Annotated in this window: 13 protein-coding genes; 5 read left to right on the top strand and 8 right to left on the bottom strand. The window is 49.3% G+C overall.

Annotated elements, in window-relative coordinates:
* Positions 1-35: 35 nt before the first annotated feature.
* Positions 36-524: a hypothetical protein gene (locus PSE6802_RS0106620; RefSeq protein ID WP_026103111.1), complete on the top strand. Its 489-nt coding sequence runs from the start codon at positions 36-38 to the stop codon at positions 522-524.
* A 167-nt stretch (positions 525-691) separates the two neighbouring features.
* Positions 692-3,682, top strand: a complete 2,991-nt coding sequence (locus PSE6802_RS0106615) for a UPF0182 family protein (RefSeq protein WP_019499263.1) — start codon at positions 692-694, stop codon at positions 3,680-3,682.
* Between the two features lie 72 nt (positions 3,683-3,754).
* Here the strand turns inward: PSE6802_RS0106615 and PSE6802_RS28075 are convergent, their stop codons facing one another.
* Positions 3,755-4,144, bottom strand: coding sequence for a hypothetical protein (locus PSE6802_RS28075; protein WP_225902656.1), 390 nt, complete (start codon positions 4,142-4,144; stop codon positions 3,755-3,757).
* A gap of 289 nt (positions 4,145-4,433) precedes the next feature.
* On the opposite strand from PSE6802_RS28075, the gene PSE6802_RS28070 reads away from it, so the two are divergent.
* Entirely contained in the window at positions 4,434-5,657 is a 1,224-nt protein-coding gene (locus PSE6802_RS28070) for a tetratricopeptide repeat protein (RefSeq protein WP_019499261.1), read from the top strand.
* Positions 5,658-5,702: 45 nt separating this feature from the next.
* Here PSE6802_RS28070 and PSE6802_RS0106600 read toward each other — a convergent pair whose 3' ends face one another.
* Genes PSE6802_RS0106600 through PSE6802_RS0106590 form a run of 3 tightly spaced genes read right to left on the bottom strand, consistent with a single transcriptional unit; the run spans position 5,703 to position 9,161 of the window.
* On the bottom strand, positions 5,703-7,277 hold the full coding sequence (locus PSE6802_RS0106600) for a hybrid sensor histidine kinase/response regulator (protein ID WP_019499260.1): 1,575 nt from the start codon (positions 7,275-7,277) through the stop codon (positions 5,703-5,705).
* A gap of 13 nt (positions 7,278-7,290) precedes the next feature.
* The gene (locus PSE6802_RS0106595) at positions 7,291-7,740 is read right to left on the bottom strand and encodes a response regulator (RefSeq protein WP_019499259.1); all 450 of its coding nucleotides are present in this window, start codon (positions 7,738-7,740) and stop codon (positions 7,291-7,293) included.
* Complete coding sequence (locus PSE6802_RS0106590; RefSeq protein ID WP_019499258.1) at positions 7,737-9,161, bottom strand: sensor histidine kinase; 1,425 nt, start codon at positions 9,159-9,161, stop codon at positions 7,737-7,739. The genes PSE6802_RS0106595 and PSE6802_RS0106590 overlap by 4 nt, the downstream gene beginning before the upstream one ends.
* A 108-nt stretch (positions 9,162-9,269) precedes the next feature.
* On the opposite strand from PSE6802_RS0106590, the gene PSE6802_RS33215 reads away from it, so the two are divergent.
* Positions 9,270-9,410 carry a hypothetical protein gene (locus PSE6802_RS33215; RefSeq protein WP_019499257.1) on the top strand — a complete coding sequence of 47 codons (141 nt, stop codon included), beginning with the start codon at positions 9,270-9,272 and terminating at the stop codon, positions 9,408-9,410.
* On the opposite strand, the gene PSE6802_RS0106580 is transcribed toward PSE6802_RS33215, so the two are convergent.
* Both PSE6802_RS0106580 and PSE6802_RS0106575 read right to left on the bottom strand, forming a co-directional pair.
* Positions 9,380-9,778 (bottom strand): pentapeptide repeat-containing protein, encoded by a 399-nt coding sequence (locus PSE6802_RS0106580; protein WP_019499256.1) that lies wholly within the window; start codon positions 9,776-9,778, stop codon positions 9,380-9,382. The two genes, PSE6802_RS33215 and PSE6802_RS0106580, sit on opposite strands and share 31 nt — an antisense overlap.
* Before the next feature lie 44 nt (positions 9,779-9,822).
* Entirely contained in the window at positions 9,823-9,963 is a 141-nt protein-coding gene (locus tag PSE6802_RS0106575) for a hypothetical protein (RefSeq protein WP_156815448.1), read from the bottom strand.
* 117 nt (positions 9,964-10,080) lie between these two features.
* Here PSE6802_RS0106575 and PSE6802_RS0106570 point away from each other — a divergent pair, with 117 nt between their 5' ends.
* A complete protein-coding gene (locus tag PSE6802_RS0106570) occupies positions 10,081-10,419 on the top strand; it encodes a hypothetical protein (protein ID WP_019499254.1) in 339 nt (112 codons plus the stop codon).
* A 30-nt stretch (positions 10,420-10,449) separates the two neighbouring features.
* Here PSE6802_RS0106570 and PSE6802_RS0106565 read toward each other — a convergent pair whose 3' ends face one another.
* Together PSE6802_RS0106565 and PSE6802_RS0106560 are read right to left on the bottom strand one after the other, a co-directional pair.
* The gene (locus tag PSE6802_RS0106565) at positions 10,450-11,232 is read right to left on the bottom strand and encodes an ion transporter (RefSeq protein ID WP_019499253.1); all 783 of its coding nucleotides are present in this window, start codon (positions 11,230-11,232) and stop codon (positions 10,450-10,452) included.
* Positions 11,233-11,314: 82 nt separating this feature from the next.
* Positions 11,315-12,169, bottom strand: a complete 855-nt coding sequence (locus PSE6802_RS0106560) for a Uma2 family endonuclease (RefSeq protein ID WP_019499252.1) — start codon at positions 12,167-12,169, stop codon at positions 11,315-11,317.
* Positions 12,170-12,251: the final 82 nt, after the last annotated feature.

Below are 12,251 nucleotides of genomic sequence, written 5' to 3'. Positions count from 1 at the left end.
GGTACTGTATCGTATCGAAAATATAATTAATAATTATGAGCCACCGCCCTCACTACATGGATAAAACCAGTACTCAAACGCTTCAGGAAGGTTTGGCAGAGTACTATGCCCACAATCCTCACGTCACTCCACCTGAAACACAGCCACAAGAATTTGCCAAAATCTTGCTGGCTCATGATGTCGGTCATGTCATCTACGGTTGCGATACGGGAATGTACGACGAGCTAAAAATTCTGCCGCTATTTTGGTGGACGAGTGAATGCACGTTTCAGACCTATCTAAAAATGAAAAATTCGCCTGCCGTAGATGTGATGTATGAGGACATGATTAGAGAAAAGGGCGTACTTTGGCTCTACAGATCGGTACTCATGGTACTACCGTTGCTGATTCCAGCTTTAATTCCGATTTGGTTCAAAACTCGAAACCGCCAGAAGCTACTACCGTTTCTAGAGTTTGAGCCTTTGCTCGATCGCTCCCTGCTCGACATTCGCCAAGAGTTCGATTTGTTGCAGTTTATCAGGTAGATGCTACAAATATAGCTATAGCCAACGGATTTAGGACGGGGTGCAGGGGTATAACCCCTGCGTGGGGGGCGCAGCCCCCCCACGCACCCATCTGTCTATGGCTATATTTCATAGGTGCGGGTCGCTTACTTAACCGACGCGAAGCCGCGATCGCATGGGAGATAGTCGTGAAATTACTGCTACTAAGGCAAAAATTAAGGAAGCGCTACGTTCTGTTGCTGGCTGTTGCATCCATATTGACGTTGTGGGCGATCGCCGAGTTAGTTGCTCGTTTGGGAGCGGAGATCCTGTGGTTCCAGGAAGTCGGCTATCTTTCCACCTATGCAATTAGGTTGGCGGCGAGGGTAGGACTGTGGGCGATCGCTTTCGCGATCGCTGCCGTTTATCTGTTTGGCAACCTACATCTGGCTCAACGACTCAAGCATCCCGATCCTCCTATGGAAAAGAGAGTAGCTCTTTTCTCAGTTAAGGGGGAGCAAAGAGCAGATGCAATCGCAAAAAACGAGCGATCGGGAAAATACGCTATGCCGCTGCGGTTGCGCTGGTTGCTGCTCCTGTCGCTCGGACTGAGCCTGTTAGTAGGGTTACTGCTGTGGCATTACGGTCAGGTTGCTCTTGCCCAAACTGCATTTGCTCAAGCCGCGCTCGGTCAAACCAGCCGCGATGTCAATCTTCCCAATATTTTGCCTCCAGCACCGCAGCCCTTCAGGCCGGAGCAGGTATGGCGATCGCTGGTGCAGTTAAACTCACACAGAATTGCAGGTATCGCGCTTCTAGGTGGGGCGATCGCTCTGTTAATTTACCCTCGCTTCTTACTGGCGGCGAGTGCGTTGATGATGAGTGCGGCGATCGCCACTGCGATCTCGCGACAGTGGATAAGGGTGTTGCCATATTTCCATCCCACGCCGTTTGGCAGCGACGATCCGGTGTTCGGACGGGATATTAGTTTCTATATCTTTTCGCTGCCACTGTGGGAATTACTGGAATTCGGACTGCTCGGCATATTCGCCTACGGTTTTGTTGCAGCATTACTGACATATCTACTGTCAGCAAATAGCCTCAGTCAAGGGATGTTCCCAGGATTCTCGTCTTCTCAACAGCAACATCTCTACGGTATGGGAGGTGCGCTGATGTTGGGAGTGGCATTCAGCTACTGGCTCGGTCGCTACGAGCTACTCTATTCACCACGAGGAGTTTCCTATGGTGCGAGTTATACCGATATCAACGCGCAACTGCCAGCCTGCACGCTGTTGGCTATTCTGTCACTGGCGATCGCCGCATATTTGCTGTGGAGAGCAATTTCGCGATCGCGTCGGTTCTCCGACCACAAGCACGTAGCATACGGATTAATCATCTATTTAATAGTAGTTGTCGTAGCGGGGCAGGTAGTACCGCAGGCAGTACAGTCACTGGTCGTGCAACCGAATGAGTTGGAGCGAGAACGACCTTATATCGCACGTGCGATCGCGCAGACGCGGCAGGCATTCGATCTCGATGCGATTGAAGTTCGAGCTTTCGATCCACAGAATCGCCTTACCTATGACGATATTCAGTCCAACGAACTCACGATTCGCAATATCCGCCTGTGGGATCGGCAGCCCTTATTGGAAAGCAATCGGCAGCTACAGCAGATTCGCCCCTACTATCGCTTTGCCGATGCTGATATCGATCGCTATACCCTGGCTGTCGAGCCGCAGGAACCTCCTGCCAAACAACAGGTTCTGATTGCCCCCAGGGAATTAGACTATAATGCCTTACCCAAGATAGCGCAAACCTGGGTCAATCGCAGCCTCATCTACACCCACGGTTATGGGTTTACCGTTAGTCCGGTGAACAGGTTTAATGCGAGCGGCCTGCCCGAGTATCTTGTCAAGGATATTGGCATTACAGAAGGCACTCCTCTCACTACCTCTAGCGACTCCGTGCGTACCAGCATTCCCATCGGTCAACCTCGCATCTATTATGGCGAACTAACTGATACTTACGCGATCGTGGGAACCAGGGTGAAAGAATTAGATTATCCCAGTGGCGATGACAATGTTTACAATACCTACGATGGACGGGGAGGAATTAATATTGGCGTGCTCTGGCGGCGATGGATGTTTGCCAAATATTTAAACGACTGGCAAATGCTGTTTACGCGCGACTTTCTCCCAGAGACCAAGCTATTGTTTAGGCGCAACATCAAACAACGCATTCGGGCGATCGCGCCGTTTTTGCGCTTCGATGGCGATCCCTATTTAGTGGCAGCGGATACTAAATCCAACAACGTTTCCAGAAATATCAAAGATCCCAGTCATCTATATTGGATTGTCGATGCCTACACCACCAGCGATCGCTATCCCTATGCCGACATTGGCAGCGAAGGGATAAATTATATCCGCAACTCTGTTAAGGTGGTCATCGATGCCTATCACGGTGCGGTCAATTTCTACATTGCCGATGCCAAAGATCCGATGATTAATACCTGGGCTGCCATCTTTCCCAATTTATTCAAATCGCTCGACGACATGCCTGCCAATCTGCGGCGACACCTGCGATATCCAGTTGACTTCTTCAAGATCCAATCGGAACGCTTGATGACCTATCACATGACCGATCCGCAAGTATTCTACAATCGCGAAGACGTGTGGCAGATTCCCACTGAAGTCTACGGCGATCGCCCCCAGCTAGTCGAACCATATTACTTGATTACCAGTCTGCCTACCATTCCATTTGAGGAATTCATTCTCCTTTTACCCTATACACCAAAGGAGCGGGCTAATCTAATTGCCTGGCTGGCAGCGCGATCGGATGGCGAGAACTATGGCAAGCTGCTGCTGTATGTCTTTCCCAAACAGAGGCTAGTATACGGCCCCCAGCAAATCGAAGCGCGTATCAATCAAGATCCTGCGATCTCTCAACAAATTTCGCTTTGGAATCGCCAGGGTTCAAAAACGATTCAAGGAAATCTATTAGTGATTCCCATCGAGCAATCGTTGCTTTATGTCGAGCCTCTCTATTTGGAAGCGACTCAGAATAAACTTCCTACGTTGGTTAGGGTAATCGTGGCATATGAGGATCGAATTGTGATGACTCCCACGTTACAACAATCTCTGCAAGCCATTTTTAAAACAGACGCAAAATCCACAATTAGATTGCCAGGTGCGGAGTTCTAACTGAGGGGGAAATGTGTCTGGCAATTATGACTTTTTTTCTCTTCAAGAAGTGTTAAAGGCATTGAAACACAGCTATTGTTCGTTGCGATCGCCAAAGTTACGACGGTTCATAAATCGAATTTCTTCTAGCAAAATGTTAAAGCGCTGGTCTGTTTCTGCTTGCCGCTCTTCGATTCTGGCTTGTCGCTGTGCATTTTCTGCTTGCCGCTGCGCGCTTTGAGCTTGTAGCTGTTCCAGTACAGTTTGCCGCTGCGCGCTTTGAGCTTGTAGCTGTTCCAGTACAGTTTGCCGCTCATCCATCCTGGCCATTAACCGGGTAAGCGTATCGATGTTATCTGCTACTATACGGTGTGTTTCTGCCATATATGCTTGATTAGCCTGCAACTCGCGCTGGGCTTCCGCCATAACAGTTATAGCTTCTTCTACCGTGCGGACTCTTGTTTCAAGTGATTCGCGGGTCATTTCTAATGTACATAGAATATGAATCGATCGAAATTATACCAAATTCTCATCAATCAGGTCGAGAGCCGTAATGCTATAGCGTTTTTCAATTGAGAACAGGTTTTATTGACGGGGTGAAGGGGTGGAACCCCTTCTTGGGGGCAACGCCCCCAAACCCCCTTCTCGTTTTCATCTGAAAACCGCTATAGATAGCAAAATCTGTTGGTAAAATTGCTAAAGGACTGACTGGAAGGGCTAGGCTATTTCCTTAACTCTTAGTTTAGTGTAATGCGATTTTAGTAGCGAAGAAATGAAGCTTAATTTCCTGTTTCTGAAAGTTATACTCTCTGTTGTCGCCTTTGGTAGCAGCGTACTAGTTGGTTTTTTAACGCGATCGCCCCAGCCATTACTCGCTCAAGTAGAGCCTATTTTAGCTCAGACTGGGGGGCAGGACTTAATCGTGCAGGCGGCGGCGCTGTTGAATCAGAAGCGCTATCAAGAAGCGAGCGTTATTTTCGATCGCCTGGTGCAGACATATCCCAATGTAGCTGAAATTTGGGGCGGTCGCGGTGCCGCCTACGCCGGACTGAAACGATATCGCGAAGCGATCGCGTCTTTTGATAAAGCACTCCAACTCAAGCCCGAACTGACCGATATCTGGTTTGGCCGAGGCGTAGCGCTTTCGGGGTTGAATAGCTACCGAGAAGCGGTGGAATCATTTGATAAGGCATTACAGGCGCGACCCGACTTCGCCGAGGCTTGGAATTTGCGAGGACATGCACTATTTAGTTTGAATCGCTATCCAGATGCTGCGGCCTCTTTTAGTAAAGCTTTGCAAGCTAAGCCGGATTACACAAACGCTTGGGCGGGTTTGAGCAGTTCGATGTACGTATTAAGAAAGCATCAAGAGTTGCTGGCACTGGGAGATCGAGTTACTCAAGCAAAGCCTGAAATTGCTGGCGCTTGGTACGGTCGCGGTAGAGGGATGTACGGGCTGCGGCGGTACGAAGAAGCGATCGCCTCGTTTGATAAGGCTCTCCAACTGCAACCCAATGCTTTTGAGGTGTGGGCCAGTAAGGGCAAAGCGCTACGACAGCTCAAACGCTACCAAGAATCGCTGGTAGCCTACGATCGCGCCATCCAGATCAATTCCGATGCATTTGATGCTTGGTACGGTCGCGGCTATGTGATGGACGACTTGAAACGCTACGACGAGGCGTTGCAAAGCTACGATAAAGCTCTAAATCTCACATCTAACGACTCTCCACTTTGGCATAATCGAGGGATTACACTAGCGAATTTGAAACGCTACGACCAGGCGATCGCAGCCTATGACAGAGCAATTCAGATTAACCAGTACTTTTCCGATTTAGTCGAACTTACCGCCGCTGATTCCTGGTACGCGCGCGGACTATCGCTCTATGCGATGCGCAGGTTTCGCGAGGCAGTAGCATCGTTCGATCGGGCGATCGCGCTGCGACCAAATTTCGACGATGCGATTAAAGCTCGCGGCGTTGCCCAAAAGCTACTATAGATATCGTTAAATCCTATTTCAATTACATTCTTTTGTGGATTACCATCACGTGATGAGAGCTAGACTTTCTAGAAGTTTTTTGAGGGTATAGGGCTTTGATAAAAATGCACTCGCGCCTGCGGCAAGAGCGGGGTCTCGGTTGGCTGGCAATCCGCTCATGGCAATAATCTTAACCGTTGGATTTATCTCCTTCAGCTTCTGAATTAAGGTGATGCCGCTCATCTTGGGCATCATGATATCTAGAATCGCCAGTTTAATCTCAGCTTGACGCTGAGCGAACAGTTCGATCGCTGCCATGCCATCATTTGCTGATATCACGATATAGTCCTGGATTTCTAGTAGAGATTGAATACTGTGCAGCACGGCAATATCGTCATCTACGAGTAAAATCATCTCTCCCTTACTGCTAAGCCGTTCTTCCGATCGGATAGAGTCAGTTGACATGCCTTCAATGGCAGGTAAGTACACCTTCACCTGAGTGCCTTGCCCTACTTCACTGAAAACCTGTAAGAATCCGCCGTAATTTTTGACAATCCCTAACGAGGTTGCCAGCCCTAACCCTGTGCCCTGACCGGGTGGTTTAGTGGTAAAAAATGGATCGAAGATGCGATCGCGGACTTCTAAGGGAATTCCCACACCAGTATCGCCGATGGTAACGACCACATAGTTCCCAACCTGGGCATCGAGGTTGGCTTGAGCAAAGGCTCGATCTACAAAAAAATTTTCAATGGTAAAAGAGAGAATGCCCCCGTTGGGCATGGCATCGCGGGCATTCACGCAGAGATTCATAAACACCTGATGCAGGTAAGTCGAATCAGCAGAAACCAACCAAAGTGACTGTTCGTGAATATTGTGATGAATATCAATCGATTTTGGGAAAGTCTGTTGGATGACATCAATTACTTCGTGCAATAGGGTCGTAACCTGCACTGGATGGCGCTCTCCACCCGTACCTCTGGCAAAAGTGAGAATTTGTTCGATCATATTCGCGCCTCGTTTGGCGCTATCTTCTAAGATCTGCAACATCCGCTGCGATCGCTCGCCAAGATTTGGTTGCTGTAACCTCAATACCTGAGCAATTGACAGAACCGGAGTCAGAATGTTGTTGAGATCGTGGGCGATGCCGCTGGCCAGGGTACCCAGACTCTCCAGGCGTTGAGCGCGATAAAACTGAGTTTCCAGGTGTTTCTTCTGGTCTTCGCTTTCCTGCAAAGCCAGTTCCGCCTGACGGCGTTTCTGCCGTTCTGTGGCTTCTCGCAACTCCCGTTCCACCGCCGGTACTAACCGCGCTAAATTGCCCTTGGTGATAAAGTCATGTGCCCCCGCTTTCATGGCAGAGACGGCGGTTTCTTCCCCCATCGTGCCCGAAACAATAATGAAAGGTAGATCTTGCTGCCGTTCCTGCAACAGTTGCAGCGCGCTCAGGCCGCTAAAGGCGGGCAAGGTATAATCGGCCAGGATAATGTCCCACGGCTGCCGATCGAGGGCGGCTTGCATTTCATCTGGAGTCTCGACCCGGACGTAGTCGATCGCGTAGCCGCCACGTCGCAATTCCCGCAACACTAGCAGCATATCGTCTTCCGAGTCTTCAACAATCAGAACAGATAATTGAGGATTCATGGCGATCGCCTTCCTAAATGGGTGGTGGTTCGTTCATCAGCAGCCAGTACATCCCAAGTTGTCGAATCGCTTCCGAAAATTGCAGAAAATCGACGGGTTTGCGAATGTAACTATTGCATCCCAAGCTGTAACTGTCGAGCAGATCTTGTTCTTCGCTGGATGTGGTTAAAACCACGACAGGCAAGAGTTTTGTACTTTCATTTTCGCGCAGGCGACGCAGCACTTCCAGACCATCGATCCGAGGCAGTTTCAGATCCAATAGAACCACGGCAGGTTTGATGCCGATATTCCGTCCCGCATATTGACCCGTGCCAAACAGATAATCCAGTGCTTCTACCCCATCATGTGCTACTACGATCTCGTTGCCAATGTGATGGCGTTTGAGGGCACGGATTGCCAATGCTTCATCATCGGGATTATCTTCTACTAATAAGATCGCTTTGGTATTGGTGCCTCCACTCATACCCCAACTTCCTCCTCCTCCAGCGTAAAATAAAACGTCGCACCTCGATCTAAGGCGGCTTCTGCCCATACTCGACCGCCGTGGCGGTGAACGATGCGCTGCACGGTGGCTAGCCCGATCCCGTTGCCGGGGAATTCGTACATGCCGTGCAAGCGCTGAAATGGCTTAAATAATTTGTCAACGAATGCCATATCAAAACCAACGCCATCATCGCGAACAAAATATACAGGAATACCGTTTTCAGGAGCGATCGCGCCAAATTCAATCCTGGCTTGCTGGTGCTTCGAGGTAAATTTCCAGGCATTATTAATTAAATTATCTAATACCACCTGCAACAGCCGCACATCACCTTGGACAACGAGGTCAGGTTGGATCTCAAACTCCATCTGCCGCTCTGGATGGGCTTGCTGCAAGTGAGTACAGAGTTCGCTAGCCAGTTGGCTGAGATCGACGACTTCTTTGTGGAGGCTGCTGCGGGTTACCCGCGCTAGCGCGAGCAGGTCATCGATCAACTGCCCCATGCGCTGGCTAGCCGAGCGGATGCGACGCAAATAGTCCTGCCCGACAGTATCTAATTGACCCAGATAGTCTTCTAGTAGTGCCTGGCTGAAACCGTCAATACTGCGTAAGGGGGCGCGCAGATCGTGGGAAACAGAATAGCTAAAGGCTTCCAGTTCTTTATTCACTGCCTGCAGTTCGATAATTGCCTGGCGCAAGCCCTGGTTGAGTTCCAAAGCGCGTTGCTCCGCCTGCTGGCGTTCGATTACCTCAGCCCGCAGTTCTGCCAGCAGTTCCGCCTGTTGCAGCGCTATGGCTAAGTGGCTGGCGATTTGCTGCACGAATTCGATCTCGGTGTCCTGCCACTGGCGGGGGGCGCGGCATTGATGGATGCACAACAAGCCCCACAGATGGCGACCTTGCAACAAGGGCACCACCAGATTTGCCCGTACCTGAAATTGCGACAGGATCGCGATGTGGCAGTCGCTCAACCCGGCATTGTAAATATCGGCAACGTTCTGCACGCGCCCTTCTTGGTAATAGATAGCAAACTGCTCGCCAAAACAGCGATCGCGAACTTTTTGGGTGATCGCCGAGTCAAACTCGGGGTCTACATCCTCCGATACGAATTCGCCGTCATCCCAGCCAGAGTCTGGATCGAAGCGAAACATGCCAACCCGATCGACCCCTAACAGTTGCCTGATTTCAGCCGCAGTAGCTTTAAAAATTGCTTCTAGATCTATGTGTTCTCGCAGTCGCATAATCACCCGGGCTAGCGCCTGCTGCTGTTGGAGCTGGAAATTAGCCTGACGGGTCGCTTGCTCCAAAGTGTACATTTCATCCGCCAGAGCTTGCCGAACTTGCTCGAAGGCAGCTAGATCTCGACAGCAGCTTTGTATTTTTGCTAATAACTCTGGTTTCATGAATGGGTAATCCTCAGCGGAAAGGGATAAACTGGCTGACTCGTCAGAAAACGGTTCAAAGACAAACGCTTTACCCTAAAAGCGATAATATCAGGAAGAGGGATCGAGATGCTCCAGAAGATTTTTGAGGAGGGTGTAGGTAACGCTGGTTGTAAAGCTCGATCGCGATCGAAGATTCTGGTCGTGGCGCAGCGATCGCTAATTGATGTTGGTAAAAACTATTTGGCAACATTATCGGGACAACCCTGAGTTGACTTCTTGCCATCAGGCATGATGGCATTGCAGAGGTTGGCTTCATTGAAATCGACTCCAAAGATATCCGCGCCAGTTAGATCTGCTCCTCTAAGATCGGCTCTGTACAGGTTAGCGCCCACTAGTCTGGACTCTCTGAGATCGGCAAACCTCAGATTGGCGCGGTACATGTTGGCATTGCTCAGATTAGCTCCCCGCAGATTGACAGGCCCTAAATTAGCCTCGTAGAGATCGCAACCCGGACACTCCTTGGTAGTCAGCAATTGCCGTACGTGCAAGGGATTATCTGCTCGTACCGCTTGTACGGACAAGCCAAAACATGTACCAGCCGCCAGAACTACTACAACTGCAATACCTAATTTCATAAGAATCTAAAAAATCTGAAAACTCGCGCTCGTTACTAATAGCATTATGCCTTGTCTGGGACTGACAGTGGCATTGCGATCGCGATCGCAACTAAGCTCAGATCTCGATCGCTGCAATTGCCATATTTTACAGAGATGATATCTAGATATAGAGCGATCTCGCTCCATGCCAGAGGGGGGTTCACCCACTCGCATGAGCTAGTTGCAGGAAGTATAACCGCGTCTAAAGTCGCAAACTGATAGACAGGTGCTCAAGGTAAAACTTCACAGGATATTCAGATTACAGAGTGAGGATTAAGGCTATGAAATTAAGAGGATTTGCAACGTTATTAGCGATCGCTTTGGTAAGTTTTGCTACCCCTGCCAAGGCAGATACCACCGATACCCCTATTGCCGCACTACAGTTGGACAATTCTCAGAAAGTAGAAATGCGCTGCCCGCAAGAGCCAGGTAGTTTGTGTGAATCTGGATTAGATATCCCTAATCTTCGCATTGCGGCGATCGCGCCTTACAGTATCGCTCCCGCTCCTACTTTAGACCATGTGGTTATGCTCAGCGAAAAAGATGGCATTGCCTGCTTGGTAGAAGCAGAAGGTTCCCCAAACGGAGAACTATCCTGTGGTTTTGTAGACCATGAGTAGAGGCGAACGGTCGTTTGACCCTAACGTGAATCACTCCATCTCAGGACTCAATGCGGTGCCGCAGTTCTTGCAATGTTTGGCATCAGCATCGTGAGACGACAAACCGCAATTGAGACACGGTATCTCTACGCGATTAGCCGTTTTAACCAGGCTTTTAAATAAATCTCCCAACTGCACCGGAATCAGCGCGATGCCGATCAGTACCATCAAAACGGTAAGCAAACGTCCAGATTCCGAAGAAGGGGTGACATCGCCATAACCAACTGTTGTCATGGTAAAAATCGAGAAGTAAAATGCATCGAGAAAAGTTCTAAAGCTATTGGGATTGACGGGATGTTCGACCTGATAAATCAGCCCCGAAAAGATAAACACGATCGCAAATAGAGTAAATATAATTCTCACCACCATCAGGCGATCGTCGTTGCTAACTCGCCCAAATATGGTTTTATCGCCCAACAGACGCACCAGGCGCAGAAATCTGAACCAGCGCAAGAGGCGAATAAAACTAGTGTCAGCCGCAATTATAAAAAACGGTAGAATCGCGATTAAGTCGATCATTGAATAAAGGCTAAAGCAGTATTTCAGCCTGTTGTCGGCGCACCAGAGGCGGAGTAGATATTCAACGGCAAAGATAAAAAGAATAGCATTGTCCGCAAGATTCAGGATATTTCGGGTTGTCTCGGAGATGAGATAGGTTTGTGCGACAAATATTCCAGATGAAATCAACACCAGTAGAGCGATCGCCAGGTTAATCCCTTTGCCTACAGGTGTTTCAATATCCTCTAAGTAAAACGCAATCTTTTCACGCAGCAATTTGTTTTATCCCTGAATTACGCTCTTCCCAATATATGCGGTTTTCAATTGTAGGGGCGAACGGCCGTTCGCCCCTACAGCATTAAATATCGGGTTCAACTCCTAGTGCCCTTAACTGCATTTTCAGCGCTTCCACTTTCTGCTGCTCCTGTTCGGCACGCTGGCGTTCCTGTTCGGCACGTTGACGTTCCTGTTCGGCACGTTGACGTTCCTGTTCGGCGCGCTGGCGTTCCTGTTCGGCGCGTTGACGTTCCTGTTCGGCGCGCTGGCGTTCCTGTTCGGCGCGCTCTTCCTGGGTTGGGAGCCACGTTTCATTAGCATCATACCAACGCAACCAATCAGCTTCTATGCCTTGATAAGATCCGTGCCAAATCCCCAGCCCTAACTGCAATTCCTCAACCCACAGCTTTGTTGCTTCCCTGTCTAGTTCGGTATATTTGCCATTCTGCCATCTGAACTTGCGAAATTCGCTATTGCGCTCGTCAAATGTTATGTAGTAAGGCACTTGCAAAATCTGTTCGTATACTTCCCACTTAGTCGGCGGGCTGCCGAGTTTGCGTACGTTTCTGCCCAAATCTTCTGCTTCCGTTCCTTCGGAGATCAACTCCACCACTAATAAAGGACTCTTGCCTTCATCCCATAGAACGTAACTTTGACGAAGCTCTCTATTTTGGTATAGCCGCGTTCCATCTACCACTACAAACCAATCGGGGCGTTTATACCAATTCAAGCGATCGAGATCGTAGTAAAGATTGAGGTCGCTGGCAATAAAGACGCGATCGCTTTCGTAGACAGGAGGTTTACAAGTTTGACTGAGAACCTGCGGTTGATAAAGATGAAACTCGTCAGGCAATCCTGGATCCTCCGGATAATCGCTGGGCAGATCGTACATCGTGGGGAAGGGTTTCCCCATAGCGTTAGGTTTGGACTGGTACATAGTCAACCTCTACAAATTTATGCAAGCTAGTTTATGCAAGCTAGACCCAATAACTAACTTAACCTAGATCTCGCCCCATTAG

Origin of the sequence: Pseudanabaena sp. PCC 6802 (assembly GCF_000332175.1) — a bacterium.
GTDB lineage: Bacteria > Cyanobacteriota > Cyanobacteriia > Pseudanabaenales > Pseudanabaenaceae > PCC-6802.
This window is presented reverse-complemented; position numbering and strand designations above follow the sequence as displayed.

Coding starts and splice junctions, on each gene's coding strand:
- PSE6802_RS0106620 (WP_026103111.1), top strand. CDS start 36: ATGAGCCACCGCCCTCACTACATGGATAAAACCAGTACTCAAACGCTT.
- PSE6802_RS0106560 (WP_019499252.1), bottom strand. CDS start 12,169: ATGTACCAGTCCAAACCTAACGCTATGGGGAAACCCTTCCCCACGATG.
- PSE6802_RS28075 (WP_225902656.1), bottom strand. CDS start 4,144: ATGACCCGCGAATCACTTGAAACAAGAGTCCGCACGGTAGAAGAAGCT.
- PSE6802_RS0106595 (WP_019499259.1), bottom strand. CDS start 7,740: ATGAGTGGAGGCACCAATACCAAAGCGATCTTATTAGTAGAAGATAAT.
- PSE6802_RS0106600 (WP_019499260.1), bottom strand. CDS start 7,277: ATGAATCCTCAATTATCTGTTCTGATTGTTGAAGACTCGGAAGACGAT.
- PSE6802_RS28070 (WP_019499261.1), top strand. CDS start 4,434: ATGAAGCTTAATTTCCTGTTTCTGAAAGTTATACTCTCTGTTGTCGCC.
- PSE6802_RS33215 (WP_019499257.1), top strand. CDS start 9,270: ATGCTCCAGAAGATTTTTGAGGAGGGTGTAGGTAACGCTGGTTGTAAA.
- PSE6802_RS0106580 (WP_019499256.1), bottom strand. CDS start 9,778: ATGAAATTAGGTATTGCAGTTGTAGTAGTTCTGGCGGCTGGTACATGT.
- PSE6802_RS0106590 (WP_019499258.1), bottom strand. CDS start 9,161: ATGAAACCAGAGTTATTAGCAAAAATACAAAGCTGCTGTCGAGATCTA.
- PSE6802_RS0106570 (WP_019499254.1), top strand. CDS start 10,081: ATGAAATTAAGAGGATTTGCAACGTTATTAGCGATCGCTTTGGTAAGT.